This window comes from Janthinobacterium breve, from assembly GCF_051380895.1.
Lineage (GTDB): Bacteria > Pseudomonadota > Gammaproteobacteria > Burkholderiales > Burkholderiaceae_D > Janthinobacterium.
This window is the reverse complement of sequence record NZ_JBNYXY010000003.1, coordinates 499,495-518,095: the sequence shown is the minus strand read 5'-3', so window position 1 is coordinate 518,095 and position 18,601 is coordinate 499,495. Positions and strand designations below refer to the sequence as shown.

General features: G+C 64.2%; 18 protein-coding genes. 15 read left to right on the top strand and 3 right to left on the bottom strand.

Annotation, left to right across the window (positions count from 1 at the left end; genetic code table 11):
• Positions 1–83 precede the first annotated feature (83 nt).
• From ACQ4W0_RS07775 to eutC, 14 genes are all read left to right on the top strand, one after another.
• Positions 84–1,835, top strand: coding sequence for a cation:proton antiporter domain-containing protein (locus ACQ4W0_RS07775; protein ID WP_436576227.1), 1,752 nt, complete (start codon positions 84–86; stop codon positions 1,833–1,835).
• Between the two features lie 69 nt (positions 1,836–1,904).
• Positions 1,905–2,813: an ion transporter gene (locus ACQ4W0_RS07770; protein ID WP_436576226.1), complete on the top strand. Its 909-nt coding sequence runs from the start codon at positions 1,905–1,907 to the stop codon at positions 2,811–2,813.
• Between the two features lie 49 nt (positions 2,814–2,862).
• The gene (locus ACQ4W0_RS07765) at positions 2,863–3,843 is read left to right on the top strand and encodes a 3-oxoacyl-[acyl-carrier-protein] synthase III C-terminal domain-containing protein (protein WP_436576225.1); all 981 of its coding nucleotides are present in this window, start codon (positions 2,863–2,865) and stop codon (positions 3,841–3,843) included.
• A 10-nt stretch (positions 3,844–3,853) separates the two neighbouring features.
• A complete protein-coding gene (locus tag ACQ4W0_RS07760) occupies positions 3,854–4,891 on the top strand; it encodes an NAD-dependent epimerase/dehydratase family protein (protein WP_436576224.1) in 1,038 nt (345 codons plus the stop codon).
• A complete protein-coding gene (locus tag ACQ4W0_RS07755; protein ID WP_436576223.1) occupies positions 4,884–5,714 on the top strand; it encodes an MBL fold metallo-hydrolase in 831 nt (276 codons plus the stop codon). Before ACQ4W0_RS07760 ends, ACQ4W0_RS07755 begins: the two co-directional genes overlap by 8 nt.
• The gene (locus ACQ4W0_RS07750; protein WP_436576222.1) at positions 5,711–7,024 is read left to right on the top strand and encodes a F390 synthetase-related protein; all 1,314 of its coding nucleotides are present in this window, start codon (positions 5,711–5,713) and stop codon (positions 7,022–7,024) included. Before ACQ4W0_RS07755 ends, ACQ4W0_RS07750 begins: the two co-directional genes overlap by 4 nt.
• Before the next feature lie 11 nt (positions 7,025–7,035).
• Positions 7,036–7,659 carry a phosphatase PAP2 family protein gene (locus tag ACQ4W0_RS07745; protein ID WP_436576221.1) on the top strand — a complete coding sequence of 208 codons (624 nt, stop codon included), beginning with the start codon at positions 7,036–7,038 and terminating at the stop codon, positions 7,657–7,659.
• The gene (locus ACQ4W0_RS07740; protein WP_436576220.1) at positions 7,656–8,771 is read left to right on the top strand and encodes a sterol desaturase family protein; all 1,116 of its coding nucleotides are present in this window, start codon (positions 7,656–7,658) and stop codon (positions 8,769–8,771) included. The genes ACQ4W0_RS07745 and ACQ4W0_RS07740 overlap by 4 nt, the downstream gene beginning before the upstream one ends.
• A complete protein-coding gene (locus ACQ4W0_RS07735) occupies positions 8,768–9,892 on the top strand; it encodes a fatty acid desaturase family protein (protein WP_436576219.1) in 1,125 nt (374 codons plus the stop codon). The genes ACQ4W0_RS07740 and ACQ4W0_RS07735 overlap by 4 nt, the downstream gene beginning before the upstream one ends.
• Positions 9,893–9,959: 67 nt before the next feature.
• Positions 9,960–10,514, top strand: coding sequence for a GbsR/MarR family transcriptional regulator (locus tag ACQ4W0_RS07730; protein ID WP_436576218.1), 555 nt, complete (start codon positions 9,960–9,962; stop codon positions 10,512–10,514).
• A complete protein-coding gene (locus ACQ4W0_RS07725) occupies positions 10,511–11,155 on the top strand; it encodes a DUF4166 domain-containing protein (protein ID WP_436576217.1) in 645 nt (214 codons plus the stop codon). Before ACQ4W0_RS07730 ends, ACQ4W0_RS07725 begins: the two co-directional genes overlap by 4 nt.
• Positions 11,152–12,612 (top strand): TIGR01777 family oxidoreductase, encoded by a 1,461-nt coding sequence (locus tag ACQ4W0_RS07720; protein ID WP_436576216.1) that lies wholly within the window; start codon positions 11,152–11,154, stop codon positions 12,610–12,612. The genes ACQ4W0_RS07725 and ACQ4W0_RS07720 overlap by 4 nt, the downstream gene beginning before the upstream one ends.
• Positions 12,613–12,656: 44 nt before the next feature.
• Positions 12,657–14,045, top strand: a complete 1,389-nt coding sequence (locus ACQ4W0_RS07715; protein WP_436576215.1) for an ethanolamine ammonia-lyase subunit EutB — start codon at positions 12,657–12,659, stop codon at positions 14,043–14,045.
• Positions 14,046–14,053: 8 nt separating this feature from the next.
• Positions 14,054–14,827, top strand: a complete 774-nt coding sequence (gene eutC / locus ACQ4W0_RS07710) for an ethanolamine ammonia-lyase subunit EutC (RefSeq protein WP_436576214.1) — start codon at positions 14,054–14,056, stop codon at positions 14,825–14,827.
• Here the strand turns inward: eutC and tsaD are convergent, their stop codons facing one another.
• Positions 14,828–15,868, bottom strand: a complete 1,041-nt coding sequence (gene tsaD / locus ACQ4W0_RS07705; protein WP_436576213.1) for a tRNA (adenosine(37)-N6)-threonylcarbamoyltransferase complex transferase subunit TsaD — start codon at positions 15,866–15,868, stop codon at positions 14,828–14,830.
• Between the two features lie 211 nt (positions 15,869–16,079).
• On the opposite strand from tsaD, the gene ACQ4W0_RS07700 reads away from it, so the two are divergent.
• Positions 16,080–16,487, top strand: a complete 408-nt coding sequence (locus ACQ4W0_RS07700) for a nitrite reductase (NAD(P)H) small subunit (RefSeq protein ID WP_436576212.1) — start codon at positions 16,080–16,082, stop codon at positions 16,485–16,487.
• Positions 16,488–16,543: 56 nt separating this feature from the next.
• Here ACQ4W0_RS07700 and ACQ4W0_RS07695 read toward each other — a convergent pair whose 3' ends face one another.
• Positions 16,544–17,605 carry a 3-deoxy-7-phosphoheptulonate synthase gene (locus ACQ4W0_RS07695; RefSeq protein ID WP_436576211.1) on the bottom strand — a complete coding sequence of 354 codons (1,062 nt, stop codon included), beginning with the start codon at positions 17,603–17,605 and terminating at the stop codon, positions 16,544–16,546.
• A gap of 162 nt (positions 17,606–17,767) precedes the next feature.
• Positions 17,768–18,445, bottom strand: coding sequence for a hypothetical protein (locus tag ACQ4W0_RS07690; RefSeq protein ID WP_436576210.1), 678 nt, complete (start codon positions 18,443–18,445; stop codon positions 17,768–17,770).
• Positions 18,446–18,601: the final 156 nt, after the last annotated feature.

Genomic DNA, 18,601 nt, shown 5'->3' with positions numbered 1-18,601 from the left:
AATATTGTGTGTGCACTTACTTCGCCATGGCCGCGCATGCGACACTAGCAATTCAGCATTGATGTCATTAAGTTAGGATTATCTTGGAAGAGCAACACGCCTTACCTTATTTGCGGGAAACCCTGCTGTTTCTCGCCCTGGCCGGGATTTTTATTCCGCTATTGCAACGCCTGAAGGTCAACCAGGTGCTCGGCTTCCTGGCCGTCGGCGCCCTGTTCGGTCCCTTCGGCTTCGGCCTGTGGGCCGGTGAATTCACGTGGCTGACGTATTTTTCGTTTGTGCGCGCCGAGCAGGTCAGCGGCCTGGCAGAGCTGGGCGTGATGTTTTTGATGTTCATGATCGGCCTGGAACTGTCGACGGAACGGTTGTGGGCGCTGCGGCGCTGGGTGTTTGGCGCGGGCGTGGGACAGGTGGCCGTCAGCGCCTGCCTGATCGGCGGCGTGGCGTATTACTTCGGCCTGTCGCTCGAAGCGTCCATCGTGCTGGGCCTGGTGCTGTCACTGTCGTCCACGGCCGTGGTGATGCAGCTGCTCACCGACCAGCGCTCCCTGCAGACGCCTGCCGGCCAGGCGGGCTTTTCCATTCTGATGTTCCAGGATTTGATGGTGGTGCCGTTGTTCATCCTGATCGACGTGTTCGCCAGCGGGCGCAGCGATGACCTGGCGTATCTGCTCAGCTTTGCGGCAGTAAAATCGGCGGGCGCCATCCTGCTGATCTATCTGCTGGGGCGTCGCGTGATTCGTCCGCTGTTCCAGTTCTTCGTCAAGAAACGCCAGCCGGACGTGTTCATGGCTTTGACACTGCTCAGCACCCTGGGCATCGCTGGCCTGACGTACCTGGCGGGCCTGTCGATGGCGCTGGGCGCCTTGCTGGCCGGCTTGCTGCTGGCGGAGACGGAATTTCGCCATGAAGTGGAAGTGACGATCGAGCCATTCAAGGGTTTATTGATGGGCTTGTTCTTCATGTCGGTGGGCATGCAGATCGACGTGCGCGAAATCCTCAAGTCGCCGATCTTGATTCCCCTGGCCGTGCTGAGTCTGTTTGCGGTGAAAGCCCTGGTCATCAGCGTGATTTTCCGCCTCGGCGGCTTTCACTGGGGGCGCGCCGTGGAAACGGGCGTGCTGCTGGGGCAGGGCGGCGAATTTGCCTTCATCGTCGTCGCGTATGCGCTGGGCACGAAGTTGATCGGCCCGCAGGTGGCGCAATTCGTCATGCTGGTGGTGGGCCTGAGCCTGTTTGCCACGCCGGCGCTGGCCAAGGCGGCGCGCGCTTTCGGCAACTGGTGGGAAAAGCGCCACCACCATCAGCTGGCCGACCTGTCGCACGGGGCGCTGCCGCCGCAGGGCAGCACCGTCATCATCGCCGGTTTCGGCCGGGTGGGGCAGTTGCTGGCGAAGGTGCTGACGGAACAGGATATCGCGTATGTGGCGATTGAAAATGATGCGCGGCTGGTGACGACCCTGCATCCGCGTGGCTTTCCCGTGTATTTCGGCGATGCGTCGCGCGCGGAACTGTTGCAAAAGGTGAATGCGGACCGGGCTGCCGCCGTGGTGCTGACCATGGACCATGCGGCCTCCGTGCTGCATGCCGTGAAATCGATCCGCCGCGAATATCCGCAGTTGCCCGTGTATGCGCGCGCCCGCGACGAGGCGCATGCGGTGGCCCTGATACAGGCGGGCGCCACCCTGGTCGTGCCCGAGGCGCTGGAATCGGCGCTGCAATTGACGGCCACCGTGCTGCACACGGTGGGCCTGTCGGAAGCGCGCACGACGGACATCGTGCAAGCCGAGCGCGACCGGCGTAATGCCGTGTTGCTGGCGAAAAAGCTGTCGTAGCGCAAGCGTGCGTGTCGCCGTGCTTTGTAAATTATCTATACAATAATAGTATATGAGCACACTAACCACATGAAAGCCGCGACGAAGAGCGGAGCGGCACCGTTGACGCCGCAGCAGCTGGCGGCGCAGGAAACGCAGCAAAAATTTGGCAAGCCCGAGCGGGGCTGGCGCGAGCAGGTGTACACCGTCATTTTCGAGGCGGAAACGCGCACGGGCCGCGCCTTCGATTTGCTGCTGATCGCCGCCATCCTGATCAGCGTGACGGTGGTCGTGCTCAGCAGTGTCGCCTCTGTGGCCGAGCGCTATGGCACCTGGCTGACGGCGCTGGAATGGTTTTTCACCATTTTATTTACCATTGAATATTTTGCTCGCCTGGCGTGCCTGCAGCATCCGGTGCGCTACGCCAAGAGTTTTTTCGGCATTATCGACTTGCTGGCCATCGTGCCGACCTACATCGGCTTGCTGCTGCCGGGCGCGCATGTGCTCATTGACGTGCGTATTTTACGCCTGCTGCGCATGTTCCGTATCCTCAAACTCACGTCCTACGTGCATGAATACACGGTGCTGGGGCGGGCCCTGCTGGCCAGCCGGCGCAAGATCCTCATTTTCTTGTCTTTCGTCATGATGGTGGTCTTTCTGTTGGGTACTGTGATGTATGTGGTGGAAGGGCCCGATAACGGTTATAGCAGCATCCCCACGTCGATATACTGGGCCATCAGCACCATGACCACGGTCGGGTTCGGCGATATCACGCCGCGCACCGATATCGGGCGCACCATCGCTTCCCTGATGATGTTGCTCGGCTGGGGCATCCTGGCAGTGCCTACCGGCATTATCAGCGCCGAAATGACGGTACAGCGCAGTTCCAAGCTGGTGACCACGCGTACCTGTCCCACGTGCCTGAAAGAAGGGCTCGATGACGATGCCAATTTCTGCAAGAACTGCGGTGTTGCATTGCCGCCGCTGGCACGCGATTAGCGCATAGACCATACCTAGACCGTATTTACTTTACTTTGTTAAGGCCAACATGATTCCAGTTCGCCTGATCGCGACGGGCAAAGCCGTGCCGTCGCATAGCGTTACTTCCGCAAGCCTGGACCTGAAATTGGGCCATCCGGCTGGCTACACCCTGCGCAAGAGCGGAGTGCTGTCGCGCTTTGTCGCCGCGCCCGATGAGTCGCAAAGCCAGCTGGGCGCCGCCGCCCTGCTCGACGCGCTGAAGAACGCCAGCCTGCGTCCATCCGACATCGACTTGCTGATCTGCGCCTGCGGCGTGCCCGAGCAAGCCTTGCCGAACACGGCCTGTTTCGTTGCCGAACACGCGGGCTTGCCGCCAGGCACGCAAGGTTTCGACGTCAACGCCAGCTGCCTCAGTTTCATGGCCGCTTTCCGCGTGGCCGCCTCGATGCTGGCGGGCGGCTCCTACCGTCGCATCGCCATCGTCTCGTCCGACCTCGCTTCGCGCGGGGTCGACTGGAGCGAGCCGGAAGCATCGATGATCTTTGGCGACGGCGCCGCCGCCGTGATCGTCGAGCGGGGCGATGGCAGCGCCGGCATCCGCGCCTACAAGATGGGCACGTATCCGGAAGGGCGGCGCTACTGCGAAATTCGCGGCGGCGGCACCGAGCGCAACCCGCGCAACGGCTGCGAGCCCGGCGACTATCTGTTCCGCATGGATGGCAAGGCCGTGTTCCGCCTGGCCGTCAAGGTGATGCCGGATTTCCTCGCGGAATTAATGGCGGAATCGGGCGCCGGCCTGGAGAAAATCGATGTGGTCGTGCCGCACCAGGCCAGCCCGCTGGGCCTCGCGCATGCGGCGCGCATCCTCGACGTCCCCGATGCTAAAATCATCAAGATCTTTGAAACGCATGGCAATCAGGTGGCCGCGTCCTTGCCCACCGCCCTGCACGAGGCGGTGATGACGGGACGGGCCGTGGCCGGACAGCGTTTGCTGATGATGGGCACAGCCGCAGGCCTGACCATCGGCGGCATGATTCTTGATCTGTGAAGGTGGTGTGATGAGGCGGATACTGGTCACGGGAGCGACGGGCGGCTTGGGGCGCAATGCCGTGCGTACCTTGCTGGCGCAGGGCGTGGAAGTGCGCGCCACGGGCCGCAACGCCGCTGTCGGCCGCGAACTGGAGCGCATGGGCGCGCAATTCGTCGCGCTCGATCTGGCGCAAGCATCGCCGCGTCAGGTCGATGAGCTGGTGCGCGGCATGGATACCGTCTGGCACTGCGCCGCGCTGTCCTCTCCATGGGGACCGGAGCGCGACTTCATCGCCGCCAACGTCACGGCCACGGCCCAGCTGCTGCGCGCGGCCGCTAGCCTGCACGTGGCGCGCTTCGTGCACATTTCCACCCCGGCCATGTATTTCGATTACCGCAACCGCTACGACGTGCCGGAAACCTTCCGCCCCGACGCTTTTGTCAACGCGTATGCGCGCAGCAAGGCGATGGCGGAAAAACTGGTGCAGGATTGCGTCGACCGCCATCGCGGCATGACGTGCGTGATCCTGCGCCCGCGCGCCATCTTCGGCCCGCACGACCAGGTGCTGATCCCGCGCCTGGCGCGCGTGCTGCAGGAGCGCGGCGGCAAGCTGCCGCTGCCCAGGGGCGGCGCGGTCACCATCGATGTCACCTATGTCGACAATGTCGTGCATGCGATGTGGCTGGCCACCGTGCACAAGACCATCACTTCCGGCGCCGCCTTCAACATCACGAATGGCGAGCCGGCGCGCCTGTGCGACATTTTGCGCAGCCTGTTCTGCGAACATCTTCAGCAGCCGTTCCAGATCGTCAGCGTGCCGTACCGCGTGCTGGCGCTGGCCGCGCGTCTGATGCAGTTCGCTTCGCGTTTTACACGCCGCGAGCCTTCCCTCACGCCCTACAGCATCGGCGCGCTCAGTTTCGACATGACGCTCGATAATGCCAAGGCGCGCAAGGTGCTCGGTTACCGTCCCATCGTCAGCCTGCAGGAAGGCATCGCCCTGACGGCGCAGTGGATGCGCCAGGAAGCGGCGGCGCACAAGGTGGGCAAGGAACGCAATGGCTAGCATTACCGCGTTTCGCGTCGGCCACTGCACGCACCCGTCCTGCATGGTCTTGAAAGGCAGCGGGCTGGCCAGCCGCTGCTTCCCCTCGCGCGCCTATCTGATCGAGACGCGCGCGGGCCTGTACCTGTGGGACACCGGTTACGCTGAACACTTCCGCGCCGCCACGGCGAAAGGCGTGTACCGACTGTATGCGTGGGTGACGCCGATTTCGTTTGACGAGAAGGAATCCCTGCGGGGTCAGTTGCGCGCGCATGGCGTGTCGCCGGGCGATATCCACACCTTGCTGCTGTCGCACTTCCACGCCGACCATATCGCCGGCCTGCGCGACTTTCCCGGCGCGCGGCTGATGGCCTCAAAAACGGGCTGGGACGCCGTGCGGAGCTTGTCCGGCGTGGCCGCCGTGCGTCAGGCCTTCGTGCCCGAACTGCTGCCAAACGATATGTCGGATCGATTGAGTTTTGTCGAAAGCGTGCCCGAGACGGCCTTGCCGGCCGCCCTGCTGCCATTCACGCACGGGCGCGACGTCAGCGGCACGGGCGAGATTTACATCGTCGACTTGCCCGGCCACGCCATCGGCCATCTCGGCGCCTTCGTGCAACAGGACGGCGGTTGGACTTTACTGGCGTCGGACGCGGCCTGGGTGCCGGAGAGTTTTCAGCAGTTGCGCGGGCCGTCCGAACTGTCGTTCATCATCCAGCACAAGCGCGCGCCGTATTACGAAACCTTGAAGCGCCTGAACCAGTTGCACCAGTCGGGCAATGCGCAGATCCGCATCACGCATGAAGATACGCTCGATTATTTACCTGTGGCGGGCCGCCCGTGAAGCGTATTTTCTGGTTATTGCTGTCGTACTGGCGCACGCGCCGCCTGCGCTTTGCCGACCGCGCGCAGCTGGAAAGTTACCAGCAGCAGCAACTGGCCCGCTTCATCGATGTGCTGTGCGCGCGCAGCCGCTACTTTGCGCCATACCGCAGCCTGCCCCTGGCGCAGTGGCCATTGATGAACAAGGCGCTGATGCTCGAACACTTCGATGCCATGAATACCGAGGGGGTGACTTTGGCGCAGGCGATGGCTTCTGCCATGGCCGCCGAACATAGCCGCGACTTCACGCCCGCCGTGGGCGACATCACCGTGGGTCTGTCGTCGGGCACCTCGTCGCGGCGCGCCGTGTTTACCGTCAGCCCCCGAGAAAAGGCCCAATGGGCGGGCGTGATGCTGGCCAAGGCGCTGCCTGACGGCCTGTTTTCCGGCGAACGGGTGGCCCTGTTCCTGCGTGCGAACAGCAATCTGTACACGGCCGTGCGCTCGCCGTGGCTCACGTTTGCCTTCTACGATCTGTTCGAACCGTTCGACAGCCTGTGCGCGCAGCTTGCGCAATATCGGCCCTCCGTCATCGTCGCGCCGGCCCAGGTGCTGCGCCAGCTGGCCTTGCGCGTCATCGATGGCAGCCTGGCGCTGGCGCCGAAAAAAGTCATCTCGGTCGCCGAAGTGCTGGAAGCGCAGGATCGCGCCCTGATCGTGCAGGCGTTTGGCGTCGTGCATGAAATCTACCAGGCCACCGAGGGTTTTCTTGCCAGTACCTGCGAGCACGGCGTGCTGCACCTGAACGAGGAATACGTCCACGTCGAGCCGCAGTGGCTGGATACTGAACAGCGGCGCTTCGTGCCCGTGATTACGGACTTTACGCGCATCACGCAGCCCATCGTGCGCTACCGCCTCGACGACATCCTGCTCGCTCGCGCCACGCCATGCCCGTGCGGCCGCGCCACGCGCGCCATCGATGGCATCGAAGGGCGCTGCGACGACATGCTGTTCTTGCCATCCCAACCATCCATGTTATCGGCGAACGGCGGCAAACCAGTCGCCGTGTTTGCCGACGTGTTGACGCGCGCTTTCGCGCAAGCCTTGCCGCCGGATGCCGACTACCGCCTGGTGCAGCAGGGCGACAGCGCCTTGCTGCTACATGCGTCCCTGGACGACGCTGGCCTGGCCGCCTTGCGCGAGCACCTGGCAGCGGTGCTGCGCGGCCTGGGTGTGGCCGTCGATGGCCTGGCCTGGACGACGAGCGGCGAACTGCCTCCCTTTGACCCCACCATGAAACGGCGCCGCATCCGGCGCCTTGCAAGCGCATGAATCCCTCCTCCATGACTGTACGCAGCCGCCTGCTGCACCTGCTGGCCGGCTGGGGTAGCGTCGGCCTCGTGTATTTTTCCAGCGATTTTCTGCAAGGGCAGGGCGTGCTGCTACCGGAAACAGCGCTGGATCGCGCCATTCCCCACAGCGACGCCGCCATCTGGCTGTACCTGTCCTTTTTCATCCTGATCCCGTATGCCTACCTGGTGGCCGATGCGGCGCGCGTGCGCTGGCTGGCGCGCGCCATGGCGCTCTCCGCGCTGGCTTGCGGGGTGGTCTTCCTGCTGTACCCGACCACTCTCGCGTATCCGCCCGTGGGTGACGGTAATGCCTGGAGCACGCAGGCGCTGCGCATGCTGCAGGCGGCGGACTCCGCGCAAAACTGCCTGCCCTCGCTGCATGGCGCCCTGACACTGCTGTGCGTGTGGGCCTTGTGCGACAAGCGCCACATGGTGCGCTCCGCGCTGGCCGTGCTGCTGGGGATCAGCATCTGCTATGCCATCATCGCGCTGCGCCGCCACGTGAGCATCGACCTGGCCGCCGGCCTGGCCGTGGGCGTGGCGGGCGGCATGTTGGCGAAAATGCAGGTATTCTGGGCTAACCGCCGCGCCATTTCCATAAAAACCGCATCATGATGAATCCCTTTGCCCTGTCGTTTTTGATCATGCTGGCCTTCGTGCTGGCCGAACTGCTGATCCTCAAATGGGTGCGCAAGACGCCGGTGCCGTGGAAAGACGTGATCTTCAACCTCAATTCCGGCCACATCCTGATGTGGGTCTTTCGCGGCGTGGAAGTGGCGGCCTTCGCCCTGCTGCTGCGCCATGTGAACCTGCACATCGTCGACCAGTGGCCCGTGGCCGCGCAGTGGGTGTTCGCTTTTTTTGCCTGGGACCTGTGCTTTTACTGGATGCACCGGCTGCACCATAAAATCCCGTTGCTCTGGGCCGTGCACGTGGTGCACCACCAGGGCGAGCATTTCAACCTGTCGCTGGGCGTGCGCAATTCCTGGTATTCGTCGCTGACGAATTTTCCCTTCATCGCCATCCTGGCCGTGCTGGGCGTGCCGCTGGAAATCTTCCTCGTCGTCTCGTCGCTGCATTACACGGTGCAGTTCTATAACCACAATGCGCTGGTGAACAAGTCCGGCATCCTCGATCGATTCATGGTAACGCCCTCGCACCACCGCGTACACCATGGCACGGACAAGCGCTACATCAACCGCAATTTCGGCGGTACCCTGTTGATCTGGGACAAACTGTTTGGTAGCTTCCAGCCCGAACTCGAGGGCGTGGAAATGCGCTATGGCGTGAAGGGCATGACGCCCACGCACAACCCCCTGTTGGCCAGCAACGGCAAATTGTTCAAGTGGCTGCGCGCGCGCTTTCCCCACTGGCAGTCGCGCGGCACTTTCGAGGTGCCCGAACTGTTCATCGGCAGCGGCGGCGTGATTTTATTTGGCCTGGTCATCTATTACGTCAACCACGAGGTGGCGCTGGCCGGCGCGCAGCAAGCCATGCTGTTCGCGCTGATTTTTGGCGGCACCCTGGCGCTGGGCGGCCTGTCGGATGCGCGCCGTTGGGGCGCCGTCGCCTGGGTCGCCATCGCCGTGGCCATGCCGGCCCTGTATCTGGGCTGGTATGGTGCGCGCGATGTGTGGGGCATGGTCTTCCTGGCAGCGCTGCTGGTCCATGGCCTCGATGGCGCGCGCCGTCTGTGGTGGCCGGCCGCAGCGGGGACGCGCGCGTGACACCTGTGCCTCCTTTGCCTCCTTTGCCGCCGCTGCGTTTCCAGCCCGCGCGCGATTCCGCCTTCCGCCGCGAATTGCGCGCCCGCGCCGACGCCTACCTGGCGGACGAAGGAAAACACCGCTTCGGCGACGCGCGCCTACATGCAAAGACCGTGTTCCTGGCCGCGCTGACGGCGGGGCTGTATGCGCTGGCCTTGAACGCCGACAGCACCTGGCCGTTTGTCGCCAGCTATGTCGCCTGCCTGGTCGCGGCCATGGCGCTGGCCATGAATACCCTGCACGACGCGGCCCACAGTGCCGTCTTCCGCCAGGGACGCCTGAACCGCATCCTGATCCGCCTGGTGGGCTTGCCCGTGGGCGTGGATACGGATTTCTGGACCATCCGCCACGTGCATTTTCATCACACGTATGCCAACGTGGAAGGCTATGACCTCGACACGGAACCGAACCCCTTCCTGCGCCAGACGCCGTACCAAAGCTGGTCGCCCCAGTACCGCTATCAATATCTGTACTGGCCCGTGGTGGCGGCCCTGTCGCTGCCTTACCTGAACTGGTATGGCGACTGGCTGGACTGCTTTGGCAAGACGCCCGTGGCCGCGCACAGCCGTTTGCAGGGCTGGCGCGGCTGGCTGTCTTTCCTGGGCTGGAAGCTGGGTCACGTGGCGCTGGTGCTGGCGCTGCCCATGTGGGTGCTGTCGCAGCACGGCATCGGCTGGGGCGTGGTGCTGGGCGCGTATTTCGTGGGCCAGATGATCGCCTCGTGCGCGCTGGTGGCGCTGATCCTCGGCACGCACTGGGCCGAAGTGGAGTTTTTCCAGCCTGGGCAAGACGGTACCTTGCCGCACGACTGGTATCAGCACACGTTTTATACGGCGTGCGACTGGACGCCGAAACCGCGCCGCCTGCGCTGGCTCGGCTACTGGCTGGGCGGTCTGAATCTGCATCTGACGCACCATCTGTTCCCCACCTGGAATCACCGCCACTACCCGGCGCTGGCGCGCATCCTGGCCGAACTGGCGCCCCGTCACGGCCTCGTGTACCGCGAACTCGGTTACGGCCAGCTGCACGCCTCACAGCAAGCGTTCCTGCGCGCCATGGGCCAGCCACCCGCGCAGTCCTGACGAATCGTGCTTGACTGGGATTCTGTTCCGTCTTACATTTCTGTAGCGACAGAAATAAGAGAAAATCATGGAACTGAGTCCGACCACACAGAAGTATATTTTGCACTGGGGCGAGATGGGCACCCGCTGGGGCGTCAACCGCACCGTGGCGCAGATTCACGCGCTGCTGTTCCTGGCTAACGAACCGCTGACGGCGGAAGACATCGCGGCCAGCTTGAACGTGGCCCGCTCAAACGTCAGCAACAGCCTCAAGGAATTGCAAAGCTGGGGCCTGGCGCGCATCACGCACGTGATGGGGGACCGGCGCGACCACTTCGTCGCCCTGCAGGATGTGTGGGAAATCTTCCGGGTCATCATGGAAGAGCGCAAGCGGCGCGAGATCGACCCCACCCTGACGGTGCTGCGCGAATGCGCGATCGAGGGCGAGCAGGATGCGGCGATACCGCCAGAAACGCTGGCGCGCATGGGCGAAGTGCTGGCTTTCCTGGAAATGCTCAGCAGCACCTACAGCGACTATAAAAACCTGCCGCCGGCGACCCTGCAGCGCATGCTGTCCATGGGCGGCAAGGTGGCCAAGTTCCTCAGCCCGGAAGAAAAACCAGGCAAGCGCGGAAAAGCATGAGCGGCCCGTCCGAAGGAGAGCTGTTCAAGAAGGTGATGGGCGAGCAATGGCTCACCCTGCACGCGGACATCTGCCGCCGCTTCGAGAAAAATCCCGCGCCGGGCCAGCCCCTGTACTACCGGGGCGAACTCAGTGAACTCACCAGTTCGCGCCTGGGCAAGGTGCTGGGATGGCTGACGCGCCCCTTTATCGATGGCGCCCTGATTCCGTATGACGACGCGGATTTTCCCGTGGATATCGAAGTCTATTCGCGCCCCGGCTGCCCCTTCATCTTCAAGCAGCGCACCTACCGCCTGCATGGCCGAGCGCCCATCCGCTTCACCTCCTACATGGCGGAAAGCGCGAAGGGCGAAGTGCTCGAATACGTGGGCATGGGGCTGGGCATGAAGCTGCTGCTCCATGTCGAGGATGGCAACCTGCACTTCACCAGCGACGGCTATTTTTGGGACCTTTTCGGCTGGAGGATGCCGCTGCCGGGCGTGCTCACGCCCGGCAAGACCTATCTGTGCCACCGCAACGACACGCCGCAGCAGTTCAATATCCGCATCGAGATCCGCCACGCCCTGTTCGGCACCACGTTTACGCAAGTGGGCGTATTCCGCGAATCCGCCGCACCCGCCCACCACAAGGACATACCATGAATACGCATCTGCTGGCCCTGCAACTGATGGCGGCGCAAGGCTGCCTGGGCGCCTTCGACACCATCTACCACCATGAAATCACGGAGGCGCTGCCGCAAAAGGCCTCGGCGCGGTTGGAGCTGACCATCCATGCCACGCGTGCGCTGATCTACAGCCTGCTGTTCGTGGGCCTCGCGGCGTGGGAATGGCATGGCGCCTGGGCCTGGGTGCTGGTCATCGTGTTTGGCGTGGAAATCGTGCTGACCCTGTGGGACTTCGTCGTGGAAGACCAGACCCGCCTCTTGCCCGCCACGGAGCGCGTCACGCACACGGTGCTGGCGATCAACGCGGGCGCCTTCATCGCCCTGCTGGCCCTGAACAGCAGCGACTGGGCGAGCCTGCCGACGGCCCTCGTGTGGCAGCCGTATGGCTGGCTCAGCGTCTTCCTGGCCCTGTGCGGCGTGGGCGTGGGCCTGTCCGGCCTGCGCGACGCGTATGCCGTGTGGCAGCTGGGTCGACGCAAAGAAATGGAGGAAAAGGAGTTAGAGGATCTGCAGTTTGCCAGTACACCGCAGTCCGTGCTGGTAACGGGCGCCACGGGTTTCATCGGCCAGCAACTGGTGGCCGCCTTGCTGGCCGACGGCCATGCTGTGACGGCGCTGACGCGCCAGGCGAAACAGGCCGCGTGGACGTTTGACGGCCAGGTGCGCTGCATCCAGTCGCTGGACGAATTATCGGATGCGCTACGTATCGACATGGTCGTGAATCTGGCCGGCGCGCGCATCGTCGGGCGGCGCTGGACGCCAGCGCGCAAGGCGGCCCTGCGCCGCAGCCGCGTGGCGCTGACGCAGGAACTGGTGGCGTGGATCGCCCGCGCACAGCACAAGCCGCGCGTGCTGTTGTCGGCGTCGGCCATCGGCTATTACGGCGTGCAGCCGCAGGGCGACGCGACACAGCTCGATGAAGACAGCGCGCCGCAAGCGATCTTCATGTCGCAGCTGTGCCAGGAATGGGAAGCGGCCGCGCGCCAGGCCGAGTGTTATGGCGTGCAGGTGGGCTGCATGCGCTTTGGCCTCGTGTTTGGCCACCAGGGTTCGCTGCCGCAGATGCTGCTGCCGATCCGCTTCGGCGCGGGCGGCCCGCTGGGCAGCGGCAAGCAGTGGGTCTCGTGGGTGCATGTGCGCGACGTCATCCGCGGCATCGCCCACCTGGCGCGCCGCAGCGAACAGGGCGCGGTGAACGGCGCGTATAACTTTTGCGCACCGGAGGCCATCGAGCAGCGCCGCTTCGCCCAGGTGGCGGGCGCGGTGCTGCACCGTCCCAGCTTCATGCCCACGCCGGCCTTCCTCATGCGTGCCTTGCTGGGCGAGCAGGCCGACTTGCTGGTGGAAGGCCAAAGGGTCGCCCCGCGCCGCCTGCTGGCCGAGGGATTTGCCTTCCGCTATCCGCAGCTGGAATGGGCGCTGCGCAGCCTGTAGCCTGGCGTAGAATGGGGCATTGGAGACGCATTGGAGCACAATCTATGCCCCGTTTCAGCCATACGATAGACAGCCATACCTATGCATTCACCAGCCTGAAAGAGCTGCTGGCGAAGGCCACGCCGCTGCGTTCGGGTGATGTGCTGGCGGGCGTGGCGGCCGCCAGCGCGCGGGAACGGGTGGCGGCGCAGCTGGCGCTGGCGGACGTGCCGCTGTCGCTGTTCCTTAACGAGGCGCTGGTGCCGTATGAAGACGATGAAGTCACGCGCCTGATCATCGACTCGCATGAACGCGCCGCGTTTGCGCCGATCTCGCATCTGTGCGTGGGGAGTTTTCGCGACTGGCTGCTCGATGACGCGACGGATACGCAAACGCTGGCCCGTGTCGCCGCCGGCATCACGCCGGAAATGGCGGCGGCCGTCTCGAAACTGATGCGCTTGCAGGACCTGGTGCTGGTGGCCCGCAAGTGCCGGGTGGTCACGTCTTTCCGCAATACCCTGGGCCTGGAACACCGTTTGTCCGCACGGCTGCAGCCGAACCACCCGACGGACGACGCCACGGGCATCGCCGCCTCCATCCTCGATGGCTTGCTGCTGGGCAGCGGTGACGCCGTGATCGGCATCAATCCCGCCACCGACAATGTGGCGCAAGTGGTTTCGCTGCTGCACTTGCTCGACGCCGTCATTGATCAATATCAGATTCCCACCCAGTCCTGCGTGCTCACGCACATCACCAATACCCTGGAAGCGATACGCCGTGGCGCGCCCGTCGACCTGGTGTTCCAGTCGGTGGCGGGCACGCAGGCGGCCAACCGCAGCTTCGGCATCGACTTGTCGCTGCTGGCCGAGGGTCAGGCGGCGGCCCTGTCGCTGGGGCGCGGCACGGTGGGCAACAATGTCATGTATTTCGAGACGGGGCAGGGCAGCGCCCTGTCGGCCGGCGCGCACCACGGCATGGACCAGCAAACGTGCGAGGCGCGTGCGTATGCGGTGGCGCGCGCGTATCAACCGCTGCTGGTCAATTCGGTGGTGGGTTTCATTGGCCCCGAATACCTGTACGACGGCAAGCAGATCATGCGTGCGGGGCTGGAAGACCATTTCTGCGCCAAGTTGCTTGGGCTGCCCATGGGCTGCGACGTGTGCTACACCAACCACGCGGAGGCGGACCAGGACGACATGGATGCCTTGCTGACCATGCTGGGCGTGGCCGGCTGCAATTTCATCATGGGCGTGCCGGGCGCGGACGACATCATGCTCGGCTACCAGAGCACCTCGTTCCACGATGCCCTGTACGCGCGCCGCGTGCTGGGCTTGCGTCCTGCGCCCGAATTCGAGGCCTGGCTGGTGCACATGCACATCACGGATGCGCAGGGCCGCCTCAGCACGGCGCTGGCGCCGGCCTTCCAGGCGGCCCTGCTGCGCCTGGGTGACTAGGGGGAAGCATGGACGAAACCAAGCCGTGGCAAACCCTGCGCGCGCATACGGCGGCGCGCATCGCGCTGGGACGCCGCGGCGTGAGCGTGCCGACCAGTGCGCAGCTGGCGTTCCAGCTGGCCCACGCGCAGGCGCGCGACGCGGTGCACCTGGCGCTCGATGACGAGGCCCTGGCACGCGCCTTGGCAGTGCAGGGGCAAGACTGCGTGCAGCTGCACAGCGCCGCCGCCACGCGCGCCGAATATCTTCAACGGCCCGACCTGGGGCGCCGGCTCGACGACGTTTCACGCGCGCGTCTGGAGGCCTGCGCTACGGGAATCGACCTGGCGCTGGTGGCGGCCGATGGCCTGTCTGCGCTGGCGGTGCAGCGCCACGCGGCACCGTTCCTGGCTGCCTTGCGCGAACGCCTGGCGCTGGAATCATGGACACTGTCGCCGCTGCATATCGTGGAGCAGGGGCGGGTGGCCGTCGGCGACGAGGTGGGGGAGTTATTGAAGGCGCGCGCTGTGCTGGTGCTGATCGGCGAGCGGCCTGGCCTGAGTTCCCCGGACAGCCTGGGCCTGTACCTGACATGGGCACCCAAGGTGGGCTTGCTGGACGAGCGCCGCAACTGCATTTCGAACGTGCGCCCCGAGGGGCTGGCGTATGCGCCGGCCGCGTACCGGCTGCACTACCTGCTGTCGCAGGCGTTTAGCCGGCAGTTGTCGGGCGTGGCATTGAAGGATGAAACGGTGGAAGAGGGCGCGGCCCTGGCGGGCGCGCGCAACTTCCTGCTGGAGTGATCAGACTTCGCGGATTTCGTCCAGCGGCCAGCGCGGGCGCACATTGAACGAGTAATCGTACTTGGCGGCGTTCGGGTTGATTTGCAGGCGCATGGCGCCGGCAAAGGCGATCATGGCGCCGTTATCGGTACAGAATTCCAGCTCCGGGTAATACACCTTGAAACGCTTCTTGGCGGCCGCCGCGTTGAGCGAGGCACGCAGTTGCGCGTTGGCGCCCACGCCGCCGGCGATCACCAGGCGTTTCAAGCCCGTGTGTTTCAGGGCCGCCACGCATTTGACCGTCAGCACGTCGACGATGGCGTCGACAAAGCCGCGCGCGATATTCGCCTTGTCCTGCTCGCAGATATTGGCGATGACTTTTTCTTCGTGGTTCTTGACCACCGTCAGCACGGCCGTTTTCAGGCCGGAGAAACTGAAATTGAAATCCTTCGAGTGCAGCATCGGGCGTGGCAGCTTGTAGGCCAGCGGGTCGCCGAATTCGGCCAGGCGCGAAATGGCGGGGCCGCCAGGATAACCGAGGCCCAGCAGCTTGGCCGACTTGTCGAACGCCTCGCCGGCGGCATCATCGAGCGTTTCGCCCAGCATCGTGTACTGGCCCACGCCGTCGACGCGCATCAGCTGCGTGTGGCCGCCCGACACCAGCAGGGCGATGAAGGGAAACTCCGGCGGCTCGGACGCCAGCAGCGGCGACAGCAGATGGCCTTCCAGGTGGTGGATGCCCAGCACCGGCTTGTTGATGGCCAGGCCCAGGCTGCAGGCGACGGAGGAACCTACCAGCAGCGCGCCGGCCAGGCCCGGGCCTTGCGTGTACGCGATGGCGTCGATTTCGGGCAGGGTGATGCCGGCCTTGGCCAGCGTCTCTTCCAGCAGCGGGATGGCGCGGCGGATATGGTCGCGCGACGCCAGTTCCGGCACCACGCCGCCATATTGCTCGTGCATGGCTACTTGCGAATAGAGGGCGTGCGACAGCAGGCCGCGTTGCGTGTCGTACAAGGCCAGGCCGGTTTCGTCACAGGAGGATTCGACGCCAAGAACAATCATGAAGGTGCTAAATAGGGAGGAGTAATCCGCCATTGTAAAGGAAAGCCGGGCAGTCCACCGTGCGGCCCGCGCACCATTTCGGCGGCAGTGTGCACTTGCGCAGTGCGCCGCAGCGGCGATTTGCCTTGTATTTCGCCCTTCCTGCGCCTGTGCTGGCACTGGCACCGCTCTTGCTTAGGCAAGCGTGTGCCTTTTCTCAAGGGAGCTAGCAATGTCGGAACAATGGAAAATGATTTGCCGCCTGAAGGACATGCCGCTGGCGCGCGCGCGCATGGTGCAGCGGGGACTGGCGTGGCAGGACTTGCCGGGCGTGGCCCTGTTCCGCGCGCTTGACGATACGGTGTACGCGTTGCTCGACACGGTGCCTTGCCTGGGCGGCCCGCTGGCGCACGGGGTGCTGATGGAGAAAAACCTGATGGGGCCGAAGAACAGCTGGATCATCGAGCTCGATTCGGGCCGCCTGGTGGCACCCGTGCAGGGCATGGCGCGCCTGTACGCCGTGCGTATCATGGACGGGCGCATCTACCTGGACGTCAATGAACTCAATATCCCGGCCAGCAAGGCCGAACAGGCCCTGGCCGGATCGTACGCCGTGCTGCCGCATGTGCAGATGGCGTAATGAAGGGAAAAGCAAAAACGGCGCACAGGGCGCCGTTTTTCGTATCCGCGAGAGCCTTATGCCGGGCGGTTCAATAAATGCGCATGCGCATCGCGCAGCATGGTGGCCGTCGTGTCCCAGTCGATGCAGCCGTCGGTGACGGAGCAGCCGTAGGTCAGTTGCGACAGGTCTTGCGGAATCTTCTGGTTGCCGCTGACGATGTTCGATTCGATCATCACGCCCACCAGCGAGTGGTTGCCCTGGCGGATCTGGTTGACCACGTCGGCCATCACCAGCGGCTGCAGTTCCGGCTTTTTATAGCTGTTTGCGTGCGAGCAGTCGACCACCAGGTTGGCTGGCAGCTTGGCCTTGGCCAGTGCCTGTTCGGCGATGGCGATCGAGACCGAATCGTAGTTCGGGCGGCCGTCGCCGCCGCGCAGCACCACGTGGCCATACGCGTTGCCGCGTGTGCGCACGATGGACACATTGCCTTCGGCGTTAATGCCCAGGAAGGAGTGCGGGTGCGCCGACGACAGGATCGCGTTCACCGCAATGCTGATGTCGCCATCGGTGCCGTTCTTGAAGCCGACGGGTGTCGACAGGCCGGACGACATTTCGCGGTGCGTCTGCGATTCGGTGGTGCGCGCGCCGATGGCTGTCCAGGCGATCAGGTCACCCAGGTACTGGGGCGAGATCGGGTCCAGTGCTTCGGTGGCGGTGGGCAAGCCCAATTCGCATACGTCGAGCAGGAACCGGCGCGCCTTTTCCATGCCTTCGTTGACCTTGAAGGAATCGTCCATGTACGGGTCGTTGATGTAGCCCTTCCAGCCCGTGGTGGTACGCGGTTTTTCGAAATACACGCGCATCACCAGCAGCATCGTATCCTTGACTTCCTCTTGCAGCGCCTTCAGGCGGCGCGCGTAATCGAGGCCGGCGACGGGATCGTGGATGGAGCACGGGCCGACGACGACGAACAGGCGCTGGTCTTTGCGGTCGATGATGTTGCGCAGCGCTTCGCGGCCGCGGCTGACGGTGTCGAAGGCGCTCTCCGACAGCGGCAGTTTGGCGTGCAGCTCGGCCGGTGTCGGCATGGGCGCGAAGGAGGTGACGTTGATATTTTCGATGTCTGGCGTATTCATGATTCTGGCTCGGCTTTCGCTATTGCGTTCTTTAAGAGGCAATAGTGTAGCGGAAATGCGGCCTGGCGGCGGGGATGGGGCCAAAACGGGAATGCATCAGTTGTTTTTATGGCAGGGCCGGTGCGCCGCCAGCCCCCTGGTTTGTGTGCGCAATGTGCGCGCTCAATGGCCGCCGGCCAGGCTGGCGCCAAAGGTGTAGCGGGCGATGCGCTGGTAATTGCCGGCCAGCTCAGGCGGCCGCGGCAGTCCGGGATGGCGCCGCACATGCTCAAGGATGGCCGTTTCGTGCTGGCGTATCTGCGTATCGAGGCAAGCGATTTGCTGGCGCAGTAATTGATGCAGCGCAATCTGACCTGCATGGAAATGGCCTTCCAGGCGTGCTATTTCCTGTTTTCGCAACTGCCGCACGGCATGCAGGCGGCGCAGCCACAGGCGCAGCTCCACGTAGGCGGGCGAGGGCGGCGTCCAGGGAGCAGGGCGTGCCGCCGCGCAATACTTTGCCAGCACCACAGCGCCGCGCGCCGCGCCGTCGGGCAAGCCGCAGTCGCGCGCATACGCTTCCAGCGGGCCCTGCTCCGCATCGCAGACCAGCATGCCCATCTCGGCCAGCATGCGGGCGGCAACCTCGCTGTACGGTGCGTCCAGGCGCATGCAGACGCGCAAGCCCATGATGGTGACATCGTTCCTTTGCAGCCAGCTGCGCAGCCAGCGGTAGCCGGCCACGTCGTTTTCCAGCACCTTGCATAGCACTTCGCCACCCGAGAGCAGCACGGCTTTCAGCAGCAGCTTGCTCGTTTCGATGCCGACGAAGGCGCTTTCCTGTTTGATTGCGTGTTCCATGATGAGTCCTCCCGTGCAGTCTTATACGTAGCGGCGGCGCGTTTGGATGCAGTCGCGCTGCAGTTCGTTCAAAAATAGTTTGAAAGACTGTTGCATCGGCGCCTGCGCCGTCCATCAGCCCGTCTGCACGGGGAAAAATCCGTGTAAGCTGGCGCC

Bases quoted from the DNA above. Each gene is read 5' to 3' on its own strand.
- ACQ4W0_RS07770 (WP_436576226.1), top strand. From the start codon at position 1,905: ATGAAAGCCGCGACGAAGAGCGGAGCGGCACCGTTGACGCCGCAGCAG.
- ACQ4W0_RS07765 (WP_436576225.1), top strand. From the start codon at position 2,863: ATGATTCCAGTTCGCCTGATCGCGACGGGCAAAGCCGTGCCGTCGCAT.
- ACQ4W0_RS07760 (WP_436576224.1), top strand. From the start codon at position 3,854: ATGAGGCGGATACTGGTCACGGGAGCGACGGGCGGCTTGGGGCGCAAT.
- ACQ4W0_RS07755 (WP_436576223.1), top strand. From the start codon at position 4,884: ATGGCTAGCATTACCGCGTTTCGCGTCGGCCACTGCACGCACCCGTCC.
- ACQ4W0_RS07745 (WP_436576221.1), top strand. From the start codon at position 7,036: ATGACTGTACGCAGCCGCCTGCTGCACCTGCTGGCCGGCTGGGGTAGC.
- ACQ4W0_RS07740 (WP_436576220.1), top strand. From the start codon at position 7,656: ATGATGAATCCCTTTGCCCTGTCGTTTTTGATCATGCTGGCCTTCGTG.
- ACQ4W0_RS07730 (WP_436576218.1), top strand. From the start codon at position 9,960: ATGGAACTGAGTCCGACCACACAGAAGTATATTTTGCACTGGGGCGAG.
- ACQ4W0_RS07725 (WP_436576217.1), top strand. From the start codon at position 10,511: ATGAGCGGCCCGTCCGAAGGAGAGCTGTTCAAGAAGGTGATGGGCGAG.
- ACQ4W0_RS07720 (WP_436576216.1), top strand. From the start codon at position 11,152: ATGAATACGCATCTGCTGGCCCTGCAACTGATGGCGGCGCAAGGCTGC.
- ACQ4W0_RS07715 (WP_436576215.1), top strand. From the start codon at position 12,657: ATGCCCCGTTTCAGCCATACGATAGACAGCCATACCTATGCATTCACC.
- eutC (WP_436576214.1), top strand. From the start codon at position 14,054: ATGGACGAAACCAAGCCGTGGCAAACCCTGCGCGCGCATACGGCGGCG.
- tsaD (WP_436576213.1), bottom strand. From the start codon at position 15,868: ATGATTGTTCTTGGCGTCGAATCCTCCTGTGACGAAACCGGCCTGGCC.
- ACQ4W0_RS07700 (WP_436576212.1), top strand. From the start codon at position 16,080: ATGTCGGAACAATGGAAAATGATTTGCCGCCTGAAGGACATGCCGCTG.
- ACQ4W0_RS07695 (WP_436576211.1), bottom strand. From the start codon at position 17,605: ATGAATACGCCAGACATCGAAAATATCAACGTCACCTCCTTCGCGCCC.
- ACQ4W0_RS07690 (WP_436576210.1), bottom strand. From the start codon at position 18,445: ATGGAACACGCAATCAAACAGGAAAGCGCCTTCGTCGGCATCGAAACG.